We start from the raw sequence: 24,712 nt of genomic DNA, 5'->3' as shown, positions 1-24,712 counted from the left end.
GGGGACCACGGACCTCAGGCGTACGACGAAAGGATCTCGCTGTGAGCGCGTACCTGATCAAGGGCGTGCGCGTCCTCGGCCGGGAGCGGACCGACCTGCTGCTGCGCGACGGCGTCGTCGCCGAGGCCGGCCCCGGTGTGAGTGCCGCCGGTGCCCAGGTGGTCGACGCCGACGGCCTGGTCGCCCTGCCCGGCCTGGTCGACCTGCACACCCACCTACGTGAGCCCGGCCGGGAGGACGCCGAGACGGTCGAGACCGGGTCGCGGGCCGCCGCGCTCGGTGGTTACACCGCGGTCTGCGCCATGGCCAACACCTCGCCGGTCGCCGACACCGCCGGCGTCGTCGAGCAGGTCTGGCGGCTCGGCCGGCAGGCCGGTCTGGTCGACGTGCAGCCGATCGGTGCGGTCACCGTCGGTCTGGCCGGTGAACGTCTCGCCGAACTGGGCGCGATGGCCGACTCCGCCGCCGCCGTGCGGATCTTCTCCGACGACGGACACTGCGTCGCCGATCCCCGGTTGATGCGCCGCGCCCTGGAGTACGTCAAGGCCTTCGACGGCGTCATCGCCCAGCACGCCGAGGAGCCTCGGCTGACCGAGGGCGCCCAGATGCACGAGGGCGAGATCTCCACCCGGCTCGGCCTGACCGGCTGGCCGGCGGTCGCCGAGGAGGCGATCATCGCCCGGGACGCGCTGCTGGCCGAACACGTCGGCAGCCGGCTGCATGTGTGCCACCTGTCCACCGCCGGCAGCGTGGAGATCGTCCGGCAGGCCAAGGCGCGCGGCGTACGGATCACCGCCGAGGTCACCCCGCACCATCTTCTGCTCACCCACGAGGCGCCGGTCAGCTACGACCCGGTGTTCAAGGTCAACCCGCCGCTGCGTACCGGCGCCGACGTCGCCGCGCTGCGGGCCGCGCTCGCCGAGGGCGTCATCGACATCGTCGCCACCGACCACGCTCCGCACGCCGTCGAGGACAAGGAGTGCGAGTGGGCGTACGCCCGACCCGGCATGCTCGGGTTGGAGACCGCCCTGTCCGTGGTGCTGCTCACGACCGCCCTGCACGACGCCGACGGTGTACCAGACTGGGAGCTGATCGCCGAGCGGATGTCCCGGGCCCCGGCCCGGATCGCCGGGCTGACCGCGCACGGGCACGACCCCGCGCCGGGCGTCCCGGCGAACCTCACCCTGGTCGACCCGGCCGCCAGCCGGACCGTCGACCCGGGGGAGCTGGCCAGCCGCAGCCGCAACACCCCGTACGCGCGGATGGTGCTGCCCGGCCAGGTGGTCGCCACCTTCCTGCACGGCGACGCGACCGTGCTCGACGGAAAGGCCGTGCGATGAACGACGACGCCACCGCCGCGCCGCGGCGGGTACCGGCGCTGCTGGTGCTCGAGGACGGCCGGGTCTTCCCGGGCGAGAGCTACGGCGCGGTCGGGGAGACCTTCGGCGAGGCGGTGTTCACCACCGCGATGACCGGCTACCAGGAGACGCTGACCGACCCCTCCTACCACCGACAGGTGGTGGTGCAGACCGCACCGCACATCGGCAACACCGGGGTCAACGCCGACGACGACGAGTCCGACCGGATCTGGGTGGCCGGCTACGTGGTCCGGGATCCGGCCCGCCGCCCGTCCAACTGGCGCGCCACCGGCGACCTGGAGCAGCGGCTGGCCGCCGACGGCGTGGTGGGCATCTGCGGGGTCGACACCCGGGCGCTGACCCGTCACCTGCGTGACCGGGGGGTGATGCGGGTCGGGGTGTCCAGCCTGACCGACGACCCGCAGGAACTGCTCGCCAAGGTCCGCCAGAGCCCGCAGATGGTCGGTGCCGACCTGTCCGCCGAGGTGACGACCGGCCAGCCGTACACGGTCGCCGCCCAGGGCGAGCACCGCTACACGGTCGCCGCGCTGGACCTGGGCATCAAGCGCAACGTGCCGCGCCGGTTGTCCGAGCGTGGGGTGACCACCCACGTGCTGCCGGCGACCTCGACGCTGGACGAGGTCCTGGCGACCAGCCCGGACGCGGTGTTCTTCTCGCCGGGGCCGGGTGACCCGGCCACCGCCGACCATCCGGTCGCGCTGGCCCGCCAGGTGATGGGGCGCCGGATCCCGCTGTTCGGCATCTGTTTCGGCTCGCAGATCCTCGGCCGGGCGCTGGGCTTCGGCACCTACAAGCTCGGCTACGGCCACCGTGGGATCAACCAGCCGGTACTCGACCGGGCCACCGGCAAGGTCGAGGTGACCAGCCACAACCACGGGTTCGCCGTGGACGCCCCGCTGAACACGGTGATCGACACCGACTTCGGTGGCGTCGAGGTGAGCCACGTGTGCCTCAACGACGACGTGGTCGAGGGGCTGCGGGCACGTGACGTGCCGGCGTTCACCGTCCAGTACCACCCGGAAGCGGCGGCCGGCCCGCACGACGCGGACTACCTGTTCGACCGGTTCGTCGAGCTCATCGAGGGAAAACATGCCTAAGCGGACAGATCTGCAGCATGTCATGGTGATCGGTTCCGGGCCGATCATCATCGGCCAGGCCTGCGAGTTCGACTACTCCGGCACCCAGGCGTGCCGGGTGCTGCGCGCCGAAGGGCTGCGCGTGTCGCTGGTCAACTCCAACCCGGCGACCATCATGACCGACCCCGAGTTCGCCGACGCCACCTACGTCGAGCCGATCACGCCCGAGTTCGTCGAGCTGGTCATCGCCCGCGAGCGTCCCGACGCCCTGCTGCCCACCCTCGGCGGGCAGACCGCGCTGAACACCGCGGTCGCGCTGCACGAAGCCGGCGTGCTGGACAAGTACGGCGTGGAGCTGATCGGCGCGAACATCGACGCGATCCGCCGTGGCGAGGACCGGCAGCTGTTCAAGGACATCGTCGCCACCGCTGGCGGCGAGACCCCGCGCAGCCGGGTCTGCCACAGCATGGCCGAGGTCCGCGACACCGTCGCCGAACTGGGTCTGCCGGTGGTCATCCGGCCGTCGTTCACCATGGGCGGGCTCGGCTCCGGCATGGCCCACACCCCGGACGACCTGGAGCGCATCGCCGGCGCGGGGCTGGCGGCCTCCCCGGTGCACGAGGTGCTCATCGAGGAGAGCGTGCTCGGCTGGAAGGAGTACGAGCTGGAGCTGATGCGCGACCGCAACGACAACGTGGTCGTGGTCTGCTCCATCGAGAACATCGACCCGATGGGGGTGCACACCGGCGACAGCGTCACCGTGGCCCCGGCGATGACCCTCACCGACCGCGAGTACCAGCAGATGCGCGACATGGGGATCGCCGTACTGCGGGAGGTCGGCGTCGACACCGGCGGCTGCAACATCCAGTTCGCCGTGCACCCGCAGACCGGCCGACTCGTCGTGATCGAGATGAACCCCCGGGTGTCCCGCTCGTCGGCGCTGGCCTCCAAGGCGACCGGCTTCCCGATCGCGAAGATCGCCGCCAAGCTGGCCATCGGCTACACCCTCGACGAGATCCCCAACGACATCACCAAGCAGACCCCGGCCGCGTTCGAACCGGTCCTCGACTACGTCGTGGTCAAGATCCCCCGGTTCGCGTTCGAGAAGTTCCCGGGCGCCGACCCGGAGCTGACCACCACGATGAAGTCGGTCGGCGAGGCGATGAGCCTGGGCCGCAACTTCACCGAGGCGCTGAACAAGGCGATGCGCTCGATGGAGACCAAAGCCGCCGGGTTCTGGACGGTACCCGACCCGGCCGACGCCACCGTCGAGTCCACCCTGGCCGAGCTGGGCACCCCGCACGACGGCCGGCTCTACACCGTCGAACGGGCCCTGCGGCTGGGTGCCACCGTCGATCAGGTCCACGTCGCCTCCGGCGGCATCGACCCCTGGTTCCTCGAGGAGATCGCCGGTCTGGTCGCGCTGCGCGCCGAGATCGAGGCCGCACCGGTGCTCGACGCCGCGCTGCTGCGCCGGGCCAAGCGGGCCGGACTGTCCGACCGGCAGGTGGCCGCGCTGCGTCCGGAGCTCGCCGGCGAGGACGGGGTACGGGCGTTGCGGCACCGGCTCGGCCTGCGCCCGGTCTACAAGACCGTCGACACCTGCGCCGCCGAGTTCGCCGCCCGTACGCCGTACCACTACTCCAGCTACGACGTCGAGACCGAGGTCGTCGGGTCGGACCGGCCGAAGGTGCTGATCCTCGGTTCCGGGCCGAACCGCATCGGGCAGGGCATCGAGTTCGACTACTCCTGCGTGCACGCGGTGATGGCGCTGGCCGACTACGAGACCGTCATGGTCAACTGCAACCCGGAGACGGTCTCCACCGACTACGACACCGCCGACCGGCTCTACTTCGAGCCGTTGACCTTCGAAGACGTCCTGGAGGTCTGGCAGGCCGAGGACGCCAGCGGCAGGGCCTCGGGTGGCCCCGGTGTGGTCGGCGTGATCGTCCAGCTGGGCGGTCAGACCCCGCTCGGACTGGCGCAGCGCCTCGCCGACGCCGGCGTGCCGATCGTCGGCACCCCACCGGCCTCGATCCACCTCGCCGAGGAACGCGGCGCGTTCGGTCAGGTGCTGGCCCGGGCCGGGCTGCGCGCTCCGGCGCACGGCACCGCCGTGTCGTTCGAGCAGGCCAAGGCGATCGCCGACGAGATCGGCTACCCGGTGCTGGTCCGCCCGTCGTACGTACTCGGCGGGCGCGGCATGGAGATCGTCTACGACGACGCGACGCTGCGTGACTACATCGGTCGGGCCACCGACATCTCACCGGAGCACCCGGTGCTGGTCGACCGGTTCCTCGACGACGCCATCGAAATCGACGTGGACGCGCTCTGCGACGCCACCGGCGAGGTCTACCTCGGCGGGGTGATGGAACACATCGAGGAGGCCGGCATCCACTCCGGCGACTCGTCCTGCGCGCTGCCGCCGATCACCCTGGCCGCCCCGCACCTGGCCACCATCCGGCACTACACCGAGCAGATCGCCCGCGGCGTCGGGGTCCGTGGCCTGCTCAACGTCCAGTACGCGCTCAAGGACGACGTGCTGTACGTGCTGGAGGCCAACCCCCGCGCCTCGCGGACCGTGCCGTTCGTCTCCAAGGCCACGGCGGTGCCGCTGGCCAAGGCGGCGGCCCGGATCATGCTCGGTGCCACCGTGGCGCAGCTGCGGGCCGAAGGGCTGCTGCCGGCCACCGGCGACGGCGGTACGCTGCCGCCGGACGCGCCGATCGCGGTCAAGGAGGCGGTGCTGCCGTTCAAGCGGTTCCGCACCCGCGCCGGGCACGGCGTCGACTCGCTGCTCGGCCCGGAGATGAAGTCCACCGGTGAGGTGATGGGCATCGACCCGGCGTACGGCAACGCATTCGCCAAGTCCCAGGCGGCGGCGTACGGGTCGTTGCCGACCAGCGGCAAGATCTTCGTCTCGGTCGCCAACCGCGACAAGCGGTCGATGATCTTCCCGGTGAAGCGGCTGGCCGACCTCGGGTTCGACATCGTGGCCACGGCCGGCACCGCCGAGGTGCTGCGCCGCCACGGCATCTCCTGCGAGCTGGCCCGCAAACACTGGGAGGAGCCCGGTGAGGGCGGCCCGGACGCGGTGTCGTTGATCGCCGCCGGGGAGTTCGCGCTGGTGATCAACACCCCGCAGGGCTCCGGGGCCAGCGCCCGCTCCGACGGGTACGAGATCCGCAGCGCGGCGGTGGGCGCCGACACCCCCTGTGTCACCACCGTGCCAGGGGTGGCCGCCGCGGTGATGGGCATCGAGGCGCTGATCAACGGCGACATGTCGGTCCGGCCGTTGCAGCAGCTGCACGCGGCGCTGCGGCCCGAGACAGCCGGCGGGCAGGCGGGGCGGTGAGCGGCGGGGGCGGCTACCGGCTGGCCCGCTCGGCGTTGTTCCGCCTCGGTGGCGGCGACGCCGAGACCGCCCACGAGTGGACCCTGCACCGGCTGGCCACGCTGTCGCGGTACCCGGTGGCGCTGGCCGCGCTGCGGGCCCGGTACGCGGTGGCCGCGCCGCGTACCGTCTTCGGGGTCGACTTTCCCAACCCGGTCGGGCTGGCCGCCGGGATGGACAAGGACGGCCTGGCATTGCCGGCCTGGCCGGCGCTCGGCTTCGGCTTCGTCGAGGTCGGCACCGTCACCGCTCACGCGCAGCCGGGCAATCCCCGGCCCCGGCTGTTCCGGCTGCCGGCCAGCGAAGCGGTGATCAACCGGATGGGATTCAACAACGCCGGTGCCGAGGCGCTCGCCGACCGGCTCGCCGTCCTCGGCCGGTTGGAGCAGCGGCGCGGGTTCGGCCGGTCCCACCCGGCGTACGCCGACCGCCCGGTGCCGCTGGGCATCTCGCTGGGCAAGTCGAAGGTCGTCCCGATCGAGGAGGCGGTGGACGACTACCTGGCGTCGTACAAGGCGCTCAGCGGCTATGGACAGTATTTTGTGATCAACGTCTCCTCGCCGAACACCCCCGGGTTGCGGCAGCTGCAGGACCGGGAACACCTCGACACGCTGCTGGCCACGCTGGTGGGGGAGCGCCCGATCCTGGTCAAGATCGCACCGGACCTGTCCGAGCCGGCCATCGCCGAACTGCTGGAGGTCTGCCTTGCTCGGGGCGCGGCCGGGGTCGTCGCCACCAACACCACCCTGTCCCGCACCGGCCTGGCCGTCGCTGACACCGGCGCGGCGCAGCAGACCGGCGGGCTGTCCGGCCGTCCGTTGACCGAACGGGCCCGCGAAGTGGTCTCCTTCGTCCATCGGGAGACCGACGGAGCGCTGCCGATCGTCGGGGTCGGTGGCATCCTCGACCCGGACGACGCGGCCCGGATGTTCGACGCCGGGGCCAGCCTGGTGCAGCTCTACACCGGGTTCATCTACCGGGGGCCGGCGCTGGTCCGGGCGATCGTCCGGCGGGTACCGGGGCGATGAGCGCGCAGCAGCCGGTGCGCGGTGGGTGGCAGCCGGCGCAGCTGCTCGACATCGACCGCCGGCACGTCTGGCACCCGTACGCCGCCCTGCCCCCGGCCGTCGCGCCGTACCTGGTGGACAGCGCCGCCGGGGTCCGGCTGCGGCTGGCCGACGGTCGGGAGCTGATCGACGGGATGTCGTCGTGGTGGGCGGCCGTGCACGGCTACCGGCACCCGGTGCTCGACGCGGCCGTCACCGACCAGCTGGGCCGGATGGCGCACGTGATGTTCGGCGGCCTGACCCACGAGCCGGCGGTCCGGCTCGCGCACACCCTGGTGCAGATCACCCCGCCCGGCCTGGAGCACGTCTTCCTCTGCGACTCCGGCTCGGTCAGCGTCGAGGTCGCGATCAAGATGTGTCTGCAGTACCAGTTGGCCCGGGGCCGGCCCGGTAAGCGGCGGCTGGCCACCTGGCGGGGCGGCTACCACGGCGACACCTTCCACCCGATGAGCGTCTGCGATCCCGAGGGCGGGATGCACCACCTGTGGCGGGGGGTGCTGCCGGCGCAGGTGTTCGTGTCCGCTCCGCCGGCGGACTTCGGTGCGGTTGCCGACGAGAGCTATCTCGCCGAGCTGGTCGACGGGATCGCCCGGCACGCCGACGAGATCGCCGCGGTGATCGTCGAGCCGGTGGTGCAGGGCACCGGCGGGATGCGCTTCCACCACCCCGGGTACCTGCGGGCGCTGCGGGAGGTGACTGCGGCGCACGACGTACTGCTGATCTTCGACGAGATCGCCACCGGCTTCGGCCGTACCGGCGCGTTCTTTGCCGCAGAGCACGCGGGTGTCACCCCTGACGTGCTCTGTCTGGGCAAGGCGTTGACCGGTGGGTACCTGACACTGGCCGCCGCTCTGTGCACGCCCGAGGTGGCTGCCGGCATCTCCGCCGACGGGGTGCTGGCGCACGGACCCACCTTCATGGGCAACCCGTTGGCCTGCGCGGTGGCCAATGCCTCGATCGACCTGCTGCGGGCCCCGGTCGCCGGCGGCGCTGCGGGTTCCGGACCCGGCGGCGCTGCGGGTTCCGGACCCGGCGGCGCGGCGACCGGTCCGCTGGCGGCGGCCACCGGTGGGCCGGCCGCCGGACCGTTCTGGCGGCACGCCGTACGGCGGATCGAGGCCGGCCTGCGGGCCGGCCTGGCTCCGGTCGCGGCGCTGCCCGGGGTGCGCGACGTACGGGTGCTCGGTGCCATCGGGGTGGTGCAGTTGGACCGTCCGGTCGACGTGGCGGCGGCGACCGACGCGGCGGTGGCCGAAGGAGTCTGGCTACGCCCCTTCCGGGATCTGATCTACACCATGCCGCCCTACCTGACCGACGACGACGACGTCGCGCGGATCGCCCGCGCGATGGCGGCTGCGGCCGCAGCGGTACCGCGCCGAGGATGACCCCGGCCGGCTTTCGCCGGTCCGCGTGCCGGACCGCCGGACAAGGAGACAACCGATGGAGACCTTTGGCGAGCGGCTGCACCGGGCGGTGGCCGTCCGTGGCCCGCTGTGCGTGGGCATCGACCCGCATCCGCAACTACTGGCCCAGTGGGGCCTGCCCGACGATGTCGACGGCCTGGCGCGGTTCACCGCGACGGTGGTCGACGCGCTCGGTGACGTGGTCGCGGTGGCCAAGCCGCAGTCGGCGTTCTTCGAACGTTTCGGGTCCGCCGGCATCGCCGTGCTTGAGTCAACTATCCGACAGTTGCGCGACGCCGGGGTGCTCGTCCTGCTCGATGTGAAGCGGGGCGACATCGGGTCCACGGCCGCCGCGTATGCCTCGGCGTATCTCGATCCGGCCAGTCCGTTGGCCGCCGACGCCGTCACGGCCAGCCCGTTTCTGGGGGTCGGCGCGTTGGCGCCGATGTTCGAGTCGGCCGCCGAACACGGTGGTGGCGTCTTCGTGCTCGCGTTGACCTCGAATCCGGAAGGCCGTCAGGTGCAACATGCACGGCTGTCCGATGGGCGCACAGTCGCGCAGACGGTGATCGATGAGATTTCGCAGCTCAACGCGGGTGCGCAGCCCATTGGCAGTTTCGGTCTGGTGGTCGGAGCGACCGTTGGCGACACCGGTCACGAACTGTCGAACGTCAATGGCCCGCTGCTCGCACCGGGCCTTGGTGAGCAAGGGGGCCGGCCCGAGGACCTGCGGACCGTGTTCGGGCAAGCGCTTTCCGCAGTCCTGCCCTCGTACTCGCGACAGGTGCTGCGCAGCGGGCCGGAAGTGGCGGCGTTGCGGGCTTCGGCCGAACAGACGCTTGCTAAGTGCCGGGCTGCACTGGACCCTGCGATCTGAGTGAGCGATCCATCACCAGGCAGTGATCGGGGGGGTCCCACGTTGCCGAAAACGTCGCTGACCGCTAGTTTTCCCGGCGCTGGGAACCACATGCCCCTTTGGGACCCAGCCACACCACGTTTCACAGATGCGGCGGTGCGATCCGCCCGTCGCGATAGGGACCTGAGGAGAACTGGTGCCGCTCCCGTCACTGACCCCCGAACAGCGCGCAGCCGCGCTGGCGAAGGCCGCGGAGATCCGTAAGGCCCGTGCTGAGTTGAAGGAGCAGCTCAAGCAGGGCAAGACCACCCTCGCCGCCGTGCTCGACCGGGCGGAGTCCGACGACGTTGTCGGCAAGCTGAAGGTTTCCGCCGTGCTGCAGGCGATGCCGGGCATCGGCAAGATCCGGGCGACCCAGATCATGGAGAAGCTCAAGATCGCCGACAGCCGTCGTCTCCGTGGGCTCGGCGACCAGCAGCGCAAGGCCCTGCTCGGGGAGTTCGCCGCGAACTGACTCGCGGCAGGGTGTAGAAACAAGCAGTGACCATGTATGACGACGCGCGCCCGGCAGCTCGGCTCACGGTCCTCTCCGGCCCCTCGGGGGTCGGCAAGGACAGCGTGATCGAGCTGATCCGGGCGCGCTCGCCCTGGATCTGGCTGTCCGTCTCGGTGACCACCCGCCCGATGCGGGACTACGAGGTCGACGGCGTCCACTACTACTTCGTCGACCGGCCCGAGTTCGAGCGGATGGCCGCCAGCGGGGAGCTGCTCGAATGGGCCGAGTTCGCCGGAAACCTGTACGGCACCCCGCGTAGCGCGGTCGAACAGCGGTTGCGCGCCGGTGAGCCGGTCCTGCTCAAGATCGACCTGCAGGGTGCCCGGCAGGTCCGTAAGGCGATGCCCGAGGCCCAGCTGGTGTTCCTCGCCCCGCCCAGCGTCGAGGAGCTCAAGCGGCGACTCGTCGGTCGGGGCACGGACGACGAGGAGACGATCCGCCGCCGGCTGGCGCACGCCGACGAGGAGCTCGCCGCCGAGCAGGAGTTCGACGTGACCGTGGTCAACGACCAGGTCGGTCGGGCCGCCGCCGAGCTGGTAGGATTGCTCGGTTCATCGTTATTGGCGCCGGCACATCCACAGCACACGGCCTGACTCAGGGCACGGGCTGACCCGGCGACACACCTGACTCGACGACACAGAGGTTGCATCCGTGGGATCCATCGCCAGCCCGGAAGGCATCACCAACCCGCCCATCGACGAGCTGCTGGAGAAGACCTCGTCGAAGTACGCCCTGGTGATCTTCGCCGCCAAGCGTGCCCGTCAGGTCAACGCCTACTACAGCCAGCTCGGCGAGGGCCTGCTGGAGTACGTCGGCCCGCTGGTCGAGACCACCCCGCAGGAGAAGCCGCTCTCCATCGCCATGCGGGAGATCAACTCCGGCCTGCTCGTCGCCGAGCCCACCGACCAGCCCTGAGCGGCGCCCCAGCAGGCCCTGACGGCGCTACCGTGGGCCGTGGGCCGGCCCGGGTCGTCCTGGGCGTCGGCGGCGGGATCGCCGCGTACAAGGCCTGCGAACTGCTCCGCCTGCTGACCGAGTCGGGCCACCAGGTGCGCGTGGTACCGACCGCCGCCGCGCTGCGCTTCGTCGGTGCGGCGACCTGGTCGGCGTTGTCCGGGCAGCCGGTCGCCGACGACGTCTGGAGCGACGTCCACGAGGTGCCGCACGTGCGCCTCGGGCAGCAGGCGGATCTGGTGGTGGTCGCGCCGGCCACCGCGGACCTGCTCGCCCGCGCCGCGCACGGGCTCGCCGACGACCTGCTCACCACCACTCTGCTGACCGCCCGCTGCCCGGTGGTGCTCGCTCCGGCGATGCACACCGAGATGTGGGAGCACCCGGCGACCGTCCAGAACGTGGCGGTGCTGCGGGCCCGGGGGGTCCGGGTCATCGAGCCGGCCGTCGGCCGGCTCACCGGGGCCGACTCGGGCAAGGGCCGGCTGCCGGCACCAGCGCAGATCTTCGAGGTCCTGCGTGAGGTGCTGGAGCGCTCCGGCACCCGCCGGGCCGACCTGGTCGGGCGACGGGTGGTGGTGACCGCCGGCGGGACCCGCGAACCACTCGACCCGGTCCGGTTCATCGGCAACCGGTCGTCCGGCAAGCAGGGGTACGCGTTCGCCCGTACCGCCGCCGCCCGGGGCGCCCAGGTCACGTTGATCGCCGCGAACGTGACGCTGCCCGATCCCGCCGGGGTGGAGTTGGTCCGGGTCGGCAGCACCGAGGAGTTACGGGTGGCGACCCTCGCCGCCGCGCGGCACGCCGACGTCGTGGTGATGGCCGCCGCACCGGCGGACTTCCGGCCCGCGACCTACACGCCGGAAAAGATCAAGAAGGACGATTCCGGTCGTCCTCCTGTGATCGAACTCGTTACCAATCCGGACATCGCCGCCGAACTGGGCGCGGCGAAACGGCCGGGGCAGCTGCTGGTCGCGTTCGCCGCCGAAACGGGTGACCTGATGGCGAACGCCCGGGCGAAGCTGCTGCGCAAACGCGCCGACCTGATCGTGGCCAACCAGGTCGGCGTCGACCGGGTCTTCGGCGCCGACGCCAACGCCGCGACCGTGCTCGATGCCGATGGCACGGTCGCCGTGCTCGACGAGCGCAGCAAGGCCCGACTCGCCGACGACGTGTGGGACATCGTCCGGGACCGACTGCCCCGTCCCACCGGTGGTGGGGCCGACCGTCCACCGCCGCCGGCACCGGCCCCGGCGCAGTGACGTTGCTCAGCGAGGCGCCAGACACCCGCGTTGGTGACTAGACTGCCGTGAACCAATGACTTCGGAATCAAGGAGTACCGTGTCACGCCGCCTTTTCACCTCCGAGTCTGTGACGGAGGGTCATCCGGACAAGATCGCTGACCAGATCAGTGACGGGATTCTTGATGCGTTGCTGGCGCAGGACCCGCGGTCGCGGGTCGCTGTGGAGACGTTGATCACCACCGGTCAGGTGCATGTGGCCGGGGAGGTCACCACGCAGGCGTACGCCGATATTCCGGCGATCGTGCGGGAGACGATCCTGGGGATCGGGTACGACTCGTCGAAGAAGGGGTTCGACGGGGCGTCGTGCGGGGTGAGTGTGTCGATCGGTGCGCAGTCGCCGGACATCGCGCAGGGGGTGGACACGGCGATCGAGTTGCGGGTCGGTGAGTCGGCCGATGACGCGTTGGACGCGCAGGGCGCGGGTGATCAGGGCATGATGTTCGGGTTCGCGTGTGCGGAGACGCCGGAGCTGATGCCGTTGCCGATCGCGTTGGCGCATCGGTTGGCGCGGCGGTTGTCGGCGGTGCGTAAGGATGGGACGGTGCCGTATCTGCGGCCGGACGGTAAGACGCAGGTGACGGTGGAGTACGACGGGTGGCGTCCGGTGCGGTTGGACACGGTGGTGGTGTCGAGTCAGCACGCGGCGGACATCTCGTTGGAGTCGTTGTTGACGCCGGACGTGCGTGAGCATGTGATCGGGCCGGAGTTGGAGGGTCTTGGTCTGGATACGGAGGGTTACCGGTTGTTGGTGAACCCGACGGGTCGGTTCGAGATCGGTGGTCCGATGGGTGACGCGGGTCTGACCGGTCGGAAGATTATTGTGGACACGTACGGTGGGTATGCCCGGCATGGTGGTGGGGCGTTTTCGGGCAAGGATCCGTCGAAGGTGGATCGTTCGGCGGCGTACGCGATGCGGTGGGTGGCGAAGAACGTGGTCGCGGCGGGGTTGGCGGAGCGGTGTGAGGCGCAGGTGGCGTATGCGATCGGTAAGGCGCATCCGGTGAGTTTGTTCGTGGAGACGTTCGGTACGGAGACGGTGCCGGTGGAGCGGATCGAGCGGGCGGTCGGTGAGGTGTTCGATCTGCGGCCGGCGGCGATCATCCGGGATCTGGATCTGTTGCGGCCGATCTATCGGCCGACGGCGGCGTACGGGCATTTCGGTCGGGAGTTGCCGGAGTTCTCGTGGGAGAGCACGGACCGGGCGGCGGATCTGAAGTCTGCCGCTGGCGCCTGATCCCAGCGGTGTCGTCGGGTGGCGGGCCGCCCGCCGCCTGCCCGACCGGGCAGGCAGGATGAGGCGGTGACCACCCGCGCGCGCACCGACCGGCAGCCGGCCGACCGGCTGCCGGTCGCGCGGATCTGTGTCGACGTGCCGCTGGCGCACCTCGACCGGCCGTTCGACTACCTGGTCCCGGCGGAGCTCGACGAGACGGCACAGCCCGGCACCCGGGTCCGGATCCGCTTCGCCGGCCAGCTCGTCGGCGGCTGGCTGCTGGACCGGGTCGCCGACTCCGGCCACGACGGCAAGCTCGTCTTCCTCGACAAACTGGTCTCGCCGGAACGGGTGCTCAGCGCCGAGATCGCCGGCCTGGCCCGCACCGTCGCCGACCGGTACGCCGGTCACCTGGCCGACGTACTGCGGCTGGCGGTGCCGCCCCGACACGCCCGCGTCGAGCAGGAGCCCCGTGAACCGGAGCTCGGTGGCGCGGGTCCCGAGCAGGTCGACCGCGGCGTGGTGCCGACCGGCACCGACGGATGGGCGGCGTACCCGGCGGGGCCCGCGTTCCTCCGCGCCGTCGCCGACGGCCGACCGGCCCGCGCCGTCTGGGCACCACTACCCGGCGAGGACTGGCCGGCCCGCTACGCCGAGATGATCGCCGCCACCGTACGGGCCGGCCGGGGCGCGGTCGCGGTGCTACCGGACGGACGCGACGTCGACCGGCTCGACGCGGCCCTGCGCTCGGTCCTCGGCGCGGGCCGGCACGTGGTGCTCACTGCGGCGCTCGGCCCGGCCCGGCGCTACCGGGCGTTCCTCGCGGCGAGACGCGGCCAGGTCAAGGTGGTCGTCGGCACCCGGGCGGCGATGTTCGCCCCGGTCGCCGATCTGGGCCTGGTCGCCATCTGGGACGACGGCGACGACGTGCACGCCGAACCACGCGCGCCCTATCCGCACGCCCGCGAGGTCCTGCTCACCCGGGCGCAGCGGGGCGGGGTCGCGGCGCTGCTCGGCGGCTTCGCCCGCTCCGGCGAGGCACAGCAGCTGGTCGAGACCGGTTGGGCCCGGGAGATCGTCGCCGCCCGGGCCACCGTCCGGCGACGTGCCCCACGGGTCACCCCGGCCGGCGACGATGCCCAGCTGGCCCGCGACGCCGGTGCCGCCACCGCCCGGCTGCCCAGCCTGGCCTTCGCCACCGCCCGTACGGCGTTGCAGGCCGGGACGCCGGTGCTGGTGCAGGTGCCCCGGCGCGGCTACCTGCCGGCGGTGTCCTGCGCGGACTGCCGGACTCCGGCCCGCTGCCCGCACTGTGCCGGCCCCCTGGCCCTGCCGTCGGCGGCCGCCACCGCACAGTGCCGCTGGTGCGGCCGGCCGGCCGCCGGCTACGCCTGCCCGCACTGCCATGGGCGGCGGCTACGGGCGGCGGTCACCGGAGCCCGGCGTACCGCCGAGGAGCTCGGCCGGGCGTTCCCCGGCACCACGGTGTGGACCTCCGGCCGCGACGAGGTGCTCACCTCGGTGCCGGCCGAGCCGGCGGTGGTGGTCGCCACCCCCGGGGCCGAGCCGGTGGCCGCCGGCGGCTACGGCGCTGTACTGCTGCTGGATACCTGGGCGTTGCTGACCCGGGCCGACCTGCGGGCAGCCGAGGAGGCGCTGCGCCGCTGGCTGTCCGCCGCCGCGCTGGCCCGGCCGGCGGCCGACGGTGGCCAGGTGGTGGTGGTCGCCGACGGCGGGCTCGCCCCGGTGCAGGCGCTGCTGCGCTGGGATCCCGGCTGGTTCGCCGCCCGGGAACTGGCCGACCGGCGGGAGCTGGGCTTCCCGCCGGCGGCCCGGATGGCCAGCGTGACCGGCCCGACCGAGGCGGTGGCCGAACTGCTGGCCGCGTTGCGGATGCCGGACGGTGCCGAACTGCTCGGTCCGGTGCCGGCGGCCGACGGCCAGGAACGGATGCTGATCCGGGTCCGCCGGTCGCAGGCGGCCGAGCTGGCCCGGCAACTGCGGGTAGCGGCCGGCACCCGCACCGCCCGTCGGACCGGTCAGCCGGTACGCATCCAGATCGACCCGCTCGACCTGCTCTAGGCAGGGCTCGACCTGCGGTCAGCTGAGCCGGAAGGCTGACTGCGCGCCGGCGGCGGGACCGATGGCCAGCCGCCCGTCCTCGTGGCGGACGAAGGCCGACGGGACCCCGGCGAGGCGCAGCGAGATGCGTCCGTTCACCCGGGCGATCCGATGGAAGCTCGCCTGGGCGGCGAATTCGGCACCATCGGCGCCCGGGTCGAGGCGCACCGTGCCGTCGACCGCCCGCAGGTAGTGTCCGGGCAGGTCGACAGACTGGATCGACACCGTCTCCGCCCCCGCCAGCCCGGCACCAATGCGGAACTGGGTGTCGGCCAGCTGCCGGGAGTCGGTGTCGACCAGCACGGTCGTGCCGACGTGGCGGACGAACGCGTCCCGGGTGGTGTCGGCGGGGGAGAGGCGGACGATCGGCCCGCCCTCGCCGACGGGGATGCCGAACAGCGGGTTGCCGTCGACGTCCCAGTAGAGCTTCTGCACCCGGGCGTGCCGGTTCGGGTCGTACAGCGGATCACCGGTGATGTCCCGGTAGTCACGGGCGTGGTAGACCAGCACGGTGGTCTTGCCGTCCTCGGCGACGGTGAACGAGTTGTGTCCGGGGCCGTACCGGCTGGTCTGTTCGTTGGTGACGAAGACCGGGTCGGGCGTTTTGGTCCAGGAGCGGTGGTCGAGCAGGTCGGCGCTGGCATCGGCGGTGAGCAGGCCCATGCAGTAGCGGGAGTCGGTGGCGCTGGCCGAGAAGGTCATGAACACCCGTCCGTTGCGGACGATCACCGCCGCGCCCTCGTTGACCGCGTACCCTTGGACCTCCCACGGGCGGGTCGGGGTGGCGATACGCACCGGCTTGGTCTTCAGCGTCCACGGGTCGGCCAGCTCGGCGATGTACAGGCTGGAGTTGACCGCGATCTCCGGCTCACCCTGGGCCCAGACCAGGTACCGCCGGCCGTGGTGGTGGAACGTGGTGGCGTCCAGGGCGAAGCTGTCCCACTCGGTGACGATCTGACCCCGCAACTGCCAGCCGGCCGGATCGCGAGGGTCGTCCAGTGGGGACTCCAGCACGTACATCCGGATCCGGAACACGTTGTCGGAGTCACCGGCGGCGAAGTAGACGTACCACTTGCCGTCGATGCGGTGCAGCTCCGGCGCCCAGATGTGGCCGCCCATCCGGCCGCTGGCCGGCCGCCGCCAGATCACCGTCTCGGCCGCCGTGGCCAACCCGGCGATGGTGGACGCGCCGCGGACCACGATCCGGTCGTACTCGGGCACCGAGCCGGTGAAGTAGTACATGCCGGCGACCGGATAGGTGACGAAGGGGTCGGCCCGCTGGCTGACGAGCGGGTCGACCGTCGGTACGCCGTACACCTGTGCGTCGGTGGGCGCGCCGACCAGGCCGGGGCTGGCGTCGGCGGTCGGTGCGGCGGCGGCCGCGTCCGGCCGACCGGCACCGGCCGTCAGTCCACCGACCAGGCCGGCGGCGGCGACACCGAGACTGCCGCGTAGCAGGGCACGCCGGTTCACGTCGTACGTCATGGGCCACCTCACTTGGTGCGGATGCGGATGAAGGTCACGGAGTACGGCTCAAAGGTGTGCGTGAAACTGGACGCGACGCCGGTGAGCTGGGTGGTGAACGGCTGGATCGGTTCGGCCGAGCGGGTGTTCTGCTGTCCGGGGTCGCCGCTGATCACGGTCATCCGGGCGGGCGAACGGACCGGCAGGTCGCCGAGGTCGATCCGGGTCACGGCTGCCTTCTCCTGCGCGTTGACCACCTTGACCAGCAGGTCGCCGGTGGCGTCGTCGCGGGTGACGACCTGGGCGAACGGGCGGGTGACCTGGTCGTCGACGAACTCGCCCCACACCTCGCCGTCCAGCACCAGGGTGACCTTGTCGCCACGCACCTTGATGGTGATGTCGTACGTGGTGCCGGCGGTGATCTGGTTCGGCTTGGCGATGAGGGTCTGCTTGGCCCCGTTGGTGGCCTTCTCGACCGCGCCCTGGGTGTTGTTCCAACCACCCAGGTTCCACCAGTAGAAGTTGCCCGCGTCCTTGACGCCGAACCCGATCAGGAATCCCTCCGCGCCGGCGTTCTTCGTGGCGGTCAGCGACAGGTCGTAATCGGTGGCGGTGATCTCGGCGGCGGCGACCATGGTGTCCTGGGCGGCGGTGTCACTCTGGGTGTAGGCACCGTCGACCACGGACCAGCTGCCGCGGTTGGCGACCGACGTCCACTGGCCCGCTCCGGCGGAGAAGTCGTCGCTGAACAACACCGTGCCGTCCGGGGCGCTGACCCGCACGTCGTCGTACGTCGCCGACGTCGCCCAGGTGGACAGGCCGATCCGGCCGGTGATCGGCTGGGTGCCGAGCGCCGGCCCGGTGGCCTCGCTCGGCACCGTCCGGTCGCCGACGTTGGTCATGAACAGCTTCTGCACCTGGTAACTGGTGGTGCCCCAGGACTCGTCGTTGTCGAACCAGATCAGGTCCGGACGCCACTGGACGTGGTCGATGTTGGCCAGCAGCGGCGCGTACGAGGCCATCTCGACGACGTCGGCGTTGCGCTCCAGCCCGGTCATGAATGCCGCCTCGGCCAGCGAGTTGTAGAGCTTGTTGTCCTGGGAGGCGTACTCGCCGAGGAACACCTTCGGGCCGGCGCGGTCGTAGCTGTCGTAGCGGTCGTTGTTCTGCAGGAACCAGGCCGGGCTGTTGTAGTAGTGCTCGTCGACCATCTCCACCCCGCCAGCCCGGTTGAGCTGCCACAGGCGGTCGAAGGTGGCACCCTGGTCGTCCGGTCCGGAGTTGCTGATCACCGTGATCTCCGGGTGCTGCGCCTCGATGGCGGCCCGGAAGCGCTGGAAGTTGGCGAAGAACTCGTCGGGCAGGTTCTCCTCGTTGCCGACACCGACGTGGGTGAGGCCGAAGGGTTCCGGATGGCCCATCTCGGCGCGTAGCCCGCCCCAGGTGGAGGTGGCCGGGCCATTGGCGAACTCGATCAGGTCCAGCGTGTCGGAGATGTGCCGCTGCAGAAGGGCCTCGTCGACGGTGGCCTGGTTCTGCCCGCAGCCGGTGACCAGGGCCGGTACCACCGGCAGCGGCATCGCGCCGATGTCCTCGGCGAACTGGAAGTACTCGAAGTAGCCCAGCCCGTACGACTGGTTGTAGCCCCAGAAGTTGGCGTTGGTGGCCCGGGTCTCCACCGGGCCCACGGTGTCCTTCCACTGGAAGGACCGGGCCCGCTCCCAGCCGGACTCGGCGTCGTAGCCGTACATGCTGCCGGTGTTGACCAGACAGCCGCCGGGGAAACGGACGAAGCCCGGCCGCAACGCCTCGATCTTCTGGGCCAGGTCCTTGCGCAGGCCGTTGGCCCGGCCCCGGAAGGTCTCCTGCGGAAACAGCGACACCATGTCCAGCCGTACGGTGCCGGTGCCCCCGGCGAGCACCGCCAGCCGGCCGATGTCGGAGGTCCGGTGGGCGGTGAACGTGGCCGTGTACCTGGTCCAGTCGTCGCCGTGGACGCGCAACCGTTGTGGTTCGGCGAGTCGGCGGCCGTCGACGTCGACCAGCCGGACGGTCAGCTGGTTGCCGGCGGAGTCGGTGCGGGCCCAGACCGAGAAGTCGTAGCGTTCGCCGGCCTCGACGGCGATCCCGCTGTTGTAGCCGGAGTTGGTCACTCCGTAGCGACCGCCGTCACTGTTGTCCAGGTCGAGCCGCAGGTAGGTGCGGTTACGGTCGTTGAGCCGGCTGTCGTCGTCGACCGGGGTCGCGGTGCCGGACCCGCCGGCCTCGGCATTCGGGGTCCAGCCGGTCAGCCCGGTGAAGGACTGGTTGTCCACTGGCAGGAACTCGAAGGAGCGGTTGCGGACCAGCTCAGCGTAGAGGCCGCCGTCGGCGGCGTAGTTGATGTCTTCGAAGAAGACGCCGTACATGGTGTCGCTGATCGGCACCCCGGCACCGGCCGGGTCGACGGTGATCGTGTACTCCGGCTCCGGTCGTGGCGGGTCGGCCAGGCTCGGTCCGGCCACCGCCACCCCGGCGGCGACGAGTGATCCGACCAGCAGAGCGCTGCCGGTCAGCCCGGGTCGTGCGGTTCGTCGAAACATGGGCTGCCTCCTGATCGCCGAGCCATGGCGGGCGTTCGTCCGGACGGGGGCGGTGACGGGAGTCGGTGACGGTGGGGACGCTGGCAGCCGGCTCTGACTCCGGCCCGACCCGAAGACATCGATGTTAGCGTTAACAAGGACGGAGTATTACGGCCGGATCACCGTTTCGTCAATAGCGTCGTCGCGGCTTCACATGGACGACCGTCGGCTCGTCACCACGACCGTCACCACCACCGGCGGACGCCCGTAGACTGGAGGCACCGTTTGTCCACGACAAGGAGCCTGACCGCGTGACCGTCCAGCCCATCCGACTTTTCGGCGACCCGGTGCTGCGCACTGCGGCCGAGCCCGTGGTCGACTTCGACGCCGAGCTGCGCGGGCTCGTCGCCGATCTGACCGACAGCATGACGGATCAGAACGGTGCCGGCCTCGCCGCGCCACAGCTCGGTGTCGGGCTGCGGGTCTTCACGTTCCACGTCGACGACCTGCTGGGCCACCTGGTGAATCCGGTGCTGGACTTTCCCGACGAGGAGGAACAGGACGGTCCGGAGGGCTGCCTGTCCATCCCGGGGCTCTACTTCGACACCAAGCGTCGACAGAACGTCGTGGCGAAAGGCTTCAACGAGTACGGCGACCCGGTGCAGATCGTCGGCAGCGGTCTGCTGGCCCGCTGCGTACAGCACGAGACCGACCACCTCGACGGGGTGCTGTTCCTCGACCGGCTCGACCCGGTGACCCGTAAGGAGGCGATGCGGGCGATCCGCCAGTCGGACTGGTACGACGAGGCCGCTCCGCCGACCATCAAGGTCAGCCCGCACCGTTCGTCGGGCAGCCTGTTCCGCCCCGGTGGTGCCACCAGCCCGTTCGGGCTGGGCAGGTGACCGGGATGCGGCTGGTCTTCGCCGGCACCCCCGAGGTCGCCGTGCCCGCGTTGGACGCCATCGCCGCCAGCGGCCACGACCTGGTCGCCGTGGTGACCCGGCCGGACGCGCCGGCCGGCCGCGGCCGCCGGCTGGTCCGCTCGCCGGTCGGTGCCTGGGCCGACGAGCGGGGCGTCGAGGTGCTGACACCCCAGCGCCCCCGTGAGCCGGAGTTCCTGGACCGGCTGACCAGCTTGGCACCGGACTGCGTGCCAGTGGTGGCCTACGGCGCACTGGTCCCGCCGGTGGCGCTGGCGATCCCGGCGTACGGCTGGATCAACCTGCACTTCTCGCTGCTGCCGGCCTGGCGGGGGGCGGCGCCGGTGCAGCACGCGGTGCTGCACGGCGACGAGGTGACCGGCGCGAGCGTGTTCCAGCTGGAGGAAGGGCTGGACACCGGGCCGGTGTTCGGCACGGTGACCGATCAGGTCGGACCGACCGACACCGCCGGCGACCTGCTGCACCGGCTGGCGCACAGCGGTGCCCAGTTGCTGGTGGCGGTGCTGGACGGGATCGCCGCCGGGACCGCGCGGGCGCACGCGCAGCCGGCCGACGGGGTGTCGCTCGCCCCGAAGCTGTCGGTGGAGGACGCCCGGCTGCGCTGGGCCGACCCGGCGTTCGCGGTGGACCGCCGGGTCCGGGCCTGCACGCCGGCACCCGGTGCCTGGACGACGTTGCGCGGCGAGCGGGTCAAACTCGGTCCGGTCCGGCCGGTGCCCGACGGTCCGTCCCTGAAACCGGGTGAGTTGCTGGTCGAACGCAACCGCCTGCTGGCCGGTACCGCTACCGTGCCGGTCGCGCTCGGCGAGGTGCGCGCCGCCGGCAAGAAGGCCATGTCCGCGTCGGACTGGGCCCGGGGTGCCCGGATCAGCACCGGCGAGTTCTTCCAATGAGCGTGGGCACCGATCGGGCGCGGCGTGGCCGCCGACACGTCGACCCGGCGCGGGACGCGGCGTACGAGGCGGTCGCGGCGGTGCACCGCGACGACGCGTACGCCAATCTGGTGCTGCCGACGATCCTGCGGGACCGGCAGATCCACGGCCGGGACGCGGCGTTCGCCACCGAGCTGACCTACGGCACACTGCGGATGGTCGGCACCCTGGATCTGATCATCGCCCGGGCGGCCGGCCGGGGAGTCGACCGGATAGACCCGCCGGCCCGCGACGCGCTGCGTCTCGGTGCGTACCAGCTGCTGCACACCCGGGTGCCGGCGCACGCCGCCGTGTCGTCGACGGTGGACCTGGTGCACAACGTGGCGACGGGCGCGGTCGGGTTCGCCAACGCCGTACTGCGGGAGATCTCCAGCCGCGACCTGGACACCTGGCTGATGGAGCTGGCGCCCGACGAGCAGGCCGACCCGATCGGTCACCTGGCGGTCACCTTCCATCATCCAGAGTGGATAGTACGGGCGTTCGCCGAAGCGCTCGGCGACGACCTGACGGAAACGACCCGGTTGTTGATCGAGGACAACGAGCGCCCGCCGGTGCACCTGTGCGCCCGCCCGGGTCGGGCCGAGGCGGCCACGCTGGCCGACGAGGTCGCCGGTGCTCCGGGTGCCTTCTCGCCGTACGCCGTCTACCTGTCCGGTGGCGCGCCCGGTGACCTGTCGGCGGTCCGGCAGGGGCGGGCGCACGTGCAGGACGAGGGTTCGCAGCTGGTGGCGGCGGCGCTGACCGCCGCCGACGTGCCGGGCCAGGACACCCGGTGGCTGGACCTGTGCGCCGGTCCCGGAGGCAAGGCGGCGCTGCTGGGCGCGCTCGCCGCCGACCGGGGCGCGCAGGTCACCGCGGTGGAGATCGCCGAGCACCGGGCCCGCCTGGTGGAGCAGGCGGTCCGCGGGCTGCCGGTGACCGTGCAGACGACGGACGGCCGGCGGGTCGGTGCCGGTGAGGATCTGCCGGCGGCCTCCTTCGACCGGGTCCTGGTCGACGCGCCGTGCACCGGGCTCGGCTCGCTGCGGCGCCGCCCCGAGTCACGCTGGCGGCGTCAGCCGTCGGACCTGCCGCCGCTGACCCGGCTGCAGCGGGAGCTGCTTGCCGCCGGGCTGCGCGCGGTCCGCCCGGGCGGGGTGGTGGCATACGTGACCTGTTCGCCGCACCGGGTGGAGACCCACGTGTCGGTGACCGAGGCAGCGCGGCGCAGCGGCATACCGGTGGACTTCGTCGACGCGCGGCCGTTGCTGCCGGCGGGGATGCCGGGCCTCGGTGACGGGCCGTCGGTCCAGTTGTGGCCGCACCGGCACGGCACCGACGCGATGTTCCTCGCGGTGCTGCGCCGTACGGATCAGCAGTAGCGCACCGCCGACGGATCAGTCGTGGCCCGCCGCCGGGCGGATCAGTCGTGGCCCGCCGCCGGGCGGATCAGTCGTGGCGGACCGGCAGGGCGGCCGGTCCGCCACCCCGGACCGAGCCGGTCAGCGGCGGGTCGTCGCGCCACAGCAGGCACCGTACGGTGAGGTTGCCGTCGTCCCACTCGTCCTTGAACGGGTAGTCGTAGATGGTGCCGACGCGGTGCCGCAGGTCGTCGTCGACGGGGAGGGCGGCGTACTCGGCGACCACCCGCCGGCACCGTTCGTGGACCCGGTCGGAGTTGGCGGCGAACTGGTCGTAGGGCAGGTCGCTCTCGACGTACAGGCCGGCGAACTCGCTGCGGTGCGGCTGTGCGCAGGCGACCGGGGTGAGCACGTCCACGTCGCCCCCGGTGACCGAGCCAGGGTTGAAGCAGCCCCAGCGCAGCTCACCATCGGGACCGAGCGTACCGGCCAGGCTGCCGGTGCGGGTCACCAGGCTGCGGTCCTGCATGCTGGTCATCTCGCCGACGTCGCACCGGTACCAGCGGGCCCCGCCGGACCAGGCGGGTGCCGACGGGACGACGACGTCCAGCCGTACCCGGCCGGCCTGCCAGTCGTCGCCGAGGAACTGGCGGACCCGCTGGTCGCAGTCGCGGCGGGCGACGCGACGTGCGGCCGAGCCGTGTGCCGGGGCGCGGTCGCTGACGGCATGCGTACCGGTGAAGATGCCGACGAAGACGGTCTCCAGGTCGTGCGGCCGGTCGCAGGCGACGGGGGTGTAGTCGTCGCGGTGACCGGTGCCGTTGGTGGCGACCGGGTGGCAGGCGCCGACGTCGGGCACGAACGGTTTCGGAGTCGGCATGACGGCCCAGCCGTCGGTGAGTTCGCTGCCTGCGGAACGCGGTGCGAGCCCACATCCTGCCGTCGCTGTCAGGACTGTGACCGCCAGGACCAGCCGGATCCACCTACGCCGCATCGCCGTACGTCCTCCCGTGGCCGGGTGATCGTAGGCGGTTAAGTCTACTGCAAGTAGTCGAACATATCTCTAGAGTGATTGCCTGCTCTGTTGTAACGGGTACGGCCCGACGGTCTGTGGTGGACCGTCGGGCCGTACCAGGTGCTGTTGCCGTCGCTCAGCTGGGCTGGGCGAACGTGATGAACTGCGGACCGTTGGTGCGGATCGGTTCGCCGATGGCGCTGCTGAAATCGGTGCCACCGTGCCACCGGTGCTCCCCGCTGCAGACACAGTGGAGCTTGACCTGCTGGCGCGGGAGCACGACCAGCGACGCGGTGGTCGCCGCGTCGTCGAGTTCCACCACACCGACCGGGTCCTTCGTGCTGACGTTGTGCAGCACGATCCGGCCCGGCCCGGCGGGCGGCTCGGCGATCTCGACGGTCACGCTGGTGCCCGCCTCCAACTCGTACTGGTACGGCGGAGCGTTGACGTCCACATCGACGAGCGCGGCCCGCAGCCGGTTCCCGACGTGGCCACTCCACTGGTACGGGTACCCGTCCGCCTTGAACAGCAGGGGCCACTGGTACGGCCCCAGCCAGTCGATGCTGAACGTACCGTCCTCGGCCACCGGCGAGTAGCGCGGATCCCGGGAACCGTCCGGGACCGGTGCGACGATGCCCACCGTGCCGTTGGTCAGCGCGGTGTCGTCGGCCCCGATCAGTACGCCGGTCACGACCGACCGGTCGTCGAGCAGGATCGTCGGGCCGGGCTTGACCTCATCGGCGGTGAAAGTGAACCATCGTGCCTCTTTCTGGGTGCCCGTGCCGCCGGTCTGGCCCACCCATTGTGCGCCGTACCGACTGCCCGAATCGGGCAGAGCGAACAGGTTGTACGAGCCGGTCCCGGGCACCGGGACATTGACTCGTCCACGCGAGTCGCTGCGGGTCGGGCATACGTCCGCAAAGCTGAACGTGAACACCGGTACGGCGAATACGCAGATGTCGGCCACTGGTTCGCCGGTCGCGGCGTCGATCACGCTCGTGCGGATGCCGGGACCGGTGAAGTCCGTGGTGGCGTACGCCTGCGGTGCGATGGTGGCACCGGCGAACAAGGCCGACGCGACAATGGATCCGAGGACGAGTCGCCTTTTTCGGTTGCCCACCGAACGTGGTTCGACGGCG

19 protein-coding genes are annotated in these 24,712 nt (G+C 71.6%); 15 read left to right on the top strand and 4 right to left on the bottom strand.

The window, feature by feature from the left end; translation table 11 throughout:
• The first annotated feature begins 41 nt into the window (after positions 1 to 41).
• The 12 genes from O7623_RS06810 to O7623_RS06755 all read left to right on the top strand — a co-directional run bounded on the left by O7623_RS06810 (position 42) and on the right by O7623_RS06755 (position 15,281).
• The gene (locus O7623_RS06810; protein ID WP_282227739.1) at positions 42 to 1,340 is read left to right on the top strand and encodes a dihydroorotase; all 1,299 of its coding nucleotides are present in this window, start codon (positions 42 to 44) and stop codon (positions 1,338 to 1,340) included.
• Positions 1,337 to 2,476 (top strand): glutamine-hydrolyzing carbamoyl-phosphate synthase small subunit, encoded by a 1,140-nt coding sequence (gene carA / locus O7623_RS06805; protein WP_282227738.1) that lies wholly within the window; start codon positions 1,337 to 1,339, stop codon positions 2,474 to 2,476. Before O7623_RS06810 ends, carA begins: the two co-directional genes overlap by 4 nt.
• Positions 2,469 to 5,810, top strand: a complete 3,342-nt coding sequence (gene carB, locus O7623_RS06800; protein WP_282227737.1) for a carbamoyl-phosphate synthase large subunit — start codon at positions 2,469 to 2,471, stop codon at positions 5,808 to 5,810. Before carA ends, carB begins: the two co-directional genes overlap by 8 nt.
• The gene (locus O7623_RS06795; protein WP_282227736.1) at positions 5,807 to 6,877 is read left to right on the top strand and encodes a quinone-dependent dihydroorotate dehydrogenase; all 1,071 of its coding nucleotides are present in this window, start codon (positions 5,807 to 5,809) and stop codon (positions 6,875 to 6,877) included. The genes carB and O7623_RS06795 overlap by 4 nt, the downstream gene beginning before the upstream one ends.
• A complete protein-coding gene (gene bioA / locus O7623_RS06790) occupies positions 6,874 to 8,301 on the top strand; it encodes an adenosylmethionine--8-amino-7-oxononanoate transaminase (RefSeq protein ID WP_282227735.1) in 1,428 nt (475 codons plus the stop codon). The genes O7623_RS06795 and bioA overlap by 4 nt, the downstream gene beginning before the upstream one ends.
• Positions 8,302 to 8,356: 55 nt before the next feature.
• Positions 8,357 to 9,196 (top strand): orotidine-5'-phosphate decarboxylase, encoded by an 840-nt coding sequence (gene pyrF, locus O7623_RS06785; protein ID WP_282227734.1) that lies wholly within the window; start codon positions 8,357 to 8,359, stop codon positions 9,194 to 9,196.
• 175 nt (positions 9,197 to 9,371) lie between these two features.
• Positions 9,372 to 9,689 carry an integration host factor, actinobacterial type gene (gene mihF / locus O7623_RS06780; RefSeq protein WP_282227733.1) on the top strand — a complete coding sequence of 106 codons (318 nt, stop codon included), beginning with the start codon at positions 9,372 to 9,374 and terminating at the stop codon, positions 9,687 to 9,689.
• Between the two features lie 32 nt (positions 9,690 to 9,721).
• Positions 9,722 to 10,324, top strand: coding sequence for a guanylate kinase (gene gmk, locus O7623_RS06775; RefSeq protein WP_282227732.1), 603 nt, complete (start codon positions 9,722 to 9,724; stop codon positions 10,322 to 10,324).
• A gap of 58 nt (positions 10,325 to 10,382) precedes the next feature.
• Positions 10,383 to 10,646, top strand: coding sequence for a DNA-directed RNA polymerase subunit omega (gene rpoZ / locus O7623_RS06770; protein WP_282227731.1), 264 nt, complete (start codon positions 10,383 to 10,385; stop codon positions 10,644 to 10,646).
• A 32-nt stretch (positions 10,647 to 10,678) separates the two neighbouring features.
• Entirely contained in the window at positions 10,679 to 11,944 is a 1,266-nt protein-coding gene (gene coaBC / locus O7623_RS06765; RefSeq protein ID WP_282227730.1) for a bifunctional phosphopantothenoylcysteine decarboxylase/phosphopantothenate--cysteine ligase CoaBC, read from the top strand.
• Positions 11,945 to 12,023: 79 nt separating this feature from the next.
• The gene (metK, locus tag O7623_RS06760; protein ID WP_282227729.1) at positions 12,024 to 13,220 is read left to right on the top strand and encodes a methionine adenosyltransferase; all 1,197 of its coding nucleotides are present in this window, start codon (positions 12,024 to 12,026) and stop codon (positions 13,218 to 13,220) included.
• A gap of 66 nt (positions 13,221 to 13,286) precedes the next feature.
• Positions 13,287 to 15,281: a primosomal protein N' gene (locus tag O7623_RS06755; RefSeq protein WP_282227728.1), complete on the top strand. Its 1,995-nt coding sequence runs from the start codon at positions 13,287 to 13,289 to the stop codon at positions 15,279 to 15,281.
• Positions 15,282 to 15,299: 18 nt separating this feature from the next.
• Here the strand turns inward: O7623_RS06755 and O7623_RS06750 are convergent, their stop codons facing one another.
• On the bottom strand, positions 15,300 to 16,805 hold the full coding sequence (locus tag O7623_RS06750; RefSeq protein WP_282227727.1) for a family 43 glycosylhydrolase: 1,506 nt from the start codon (positions 16,803 to 16,805) through the stop codon (positions 15,300 to 15,302).
• Between the two features lie 8 nt (positions 16,806 to 16,813).
• Positions 16,814 to 19,366, bottom strand: a complete 2,553-nt coding sequence (locus tag O7623_RS06745) for an alpha-L-arabinofuranosidase C-terminal domain-containing protein (protein ID WP_282227726.1) — start codon at positions 19,364 to 19,366, stop codon at positions 16,814 to 16,816.
• 290 nt (positions 19,367 to 19,656) lie between these two features.
• Between O7623_RS06745 and def the strand changes: the two genes are divergently transcribed.
• Genes def through O7623_RS06730 form a run of 3 tightly spaced genes read left to right on the top strand, consistent with a single transcriptional unit; the run spans position 19,657 to position 22,579 of the window.
• Positions 19,657 to 20,247, top strand: coding sequence for a peptide deformylase (def, locus tag O7623_RS06740; RefSeq protein WP_282227725.1), 591 nt, complete (start codon positions 19,657 to 19,659; stop codon positions 20,245 to 20,247).
• A gap of 5 nt (positions 20,248 to 20,252) precedes the next feature.
• Positions 20,253 to 21,179, top strand: a complete 927-nt coding sequence (gene fmt / locus O7623_RS06735) for a methionyl-tRNA formyltransferase (protein WP_282227724.1) — start codon at positions 20,253 to 20,255, stop codon at positions 21,177 to 21,179.
• Positions 21,176 to 22,579: a transcription antitermination factor NusB gene (locus O7623_RS06730; RefSeq protein ID WP_282227723.1), complete on the top strand. Its 1,404-nt coding sequence runs from the start codon at positions 21,176 to 21,178 to the stop codon at positions 22,577 to 22,579. The genes fmt and O7623_RS06730 overlap by 4 nt, the downstream gene beginning before the upstream one ends.
• Before the next feature lie 67 nt (positions 22,580 to 22,646).
• On the opposite strand, the gene O7623_RS06725 is transcribed toward O7623_RS06730, so the two are convergent.
• Both O7623_RS06725 and O7623_RS06720 read right to left on the bottom strand, forming a co-directional pair.
• Positions 22,647 to 23,438 (bottom strand): septum formation family protein, encoded by a 792-nt coding sequence (locus O7623_RS06725; RefSeq protein ID WP_282227722.1) that lies wholly within the window; start codon positions 23,436 to 23,438, stop codon positions 22,647 to 22,649.
• A gap of 271 nt (positions 23,439 to 23,709) precedes the next feature.
• Positions 23,710 to 24,642, bottom strand: coding sequence for a hypothetical protein (locus O7623_RS06720; protein WP_282227721.1), 933 nt, complete (start codon positions 24,640 to 24,642; stop codon positions 23,710 to 23,712).
• Positions 24,643 to 24,712 lie beyond the last annotated feature (70 nt).

Origin of the sequence: Solwaraspora sp. WMMD791, assembly GCF_029581195.1 — a bacterium.
Lineage (GTDB): Bacteria > Actinomycetota > Actinomycetes > Mycobacteriales > Micromonosporaceae > Micromonospora_E.
The sequence above is the reverse complement of the archived record's forward strand: the minus strand, read 5'-3'. Positions and strand labels throughout refer to the sequence as shown.

Bases quoted from the DNA above. Each gene is read 5' to 3' on its own strand.
- carB (WP_282227737.1), top strand. From the start codon at position 2,469: ATGCCTAAGCGGACAGATCTGCAGCATGTCATGGTGATCGGTTCCGGG.
- O7623_RS06730 (WP_282227723.1), top strand. From the start codon at position 21,176: ATGAGCGTGGGCACCGATCGGGCGCGGCGTGGCCGCCGACACGTCGAC.
- O7623_RS06745 (WP_282227726.1), bottom strand. From the start codon at position 19,366: ATGTTTCGACGAACCGCACGACCCGGGCTGACCGGCAGCGCTCTGCTG.
- carA (WP_282227738.1), top strand. From the start codon at position 1,337: ATGAACGACGACGCCACCGCCGCGCCGCGGCGGGTACCGGCGCTGCTG.
- fmt (WP_282227724.1), top strand. From the start codon at position 20,253: ATGCGGCTGGTCTTCGCCGGCACCCCCGAGGTCGCCGTGCCCGCGTTG.
- gmk (WP_282227732.1), top strand. From the start codon at position 9,722: ATGTATGACGACGCGCGCCCGGCAGCTCGGCTCACGGTCCTCTCCGGC.
- O7623_RS06750 (WP_282227727.1), bottom strand. From the start codon at position 16,805: ATGACGTACGACGTGAACCGGCGTGCCCTGCTACGCGGCAGTCTCGGT.
- pyrF (WP_282227734.1), top strand. From the start codon at position 8,357: ATGGAGACCTTTGGCGAGCGGCTGCACCGGGCGGTGGCCGTCCGTGGC.
- O7623_RS06725 (WP_282227722.1), bottom strand. From the start codon at position 23,438: ATGCCGACTCCGAAACCGTTCGTGCCCGACGTCGGCGCCTGCCACCCG.
- bioA (WP_282227735.1), top strand. From the start codon at position 6,874: ATGAGCGCGCAGCAGCCGGTGCGCGGTGGGTGGCAGCCGGCGCAGCTG.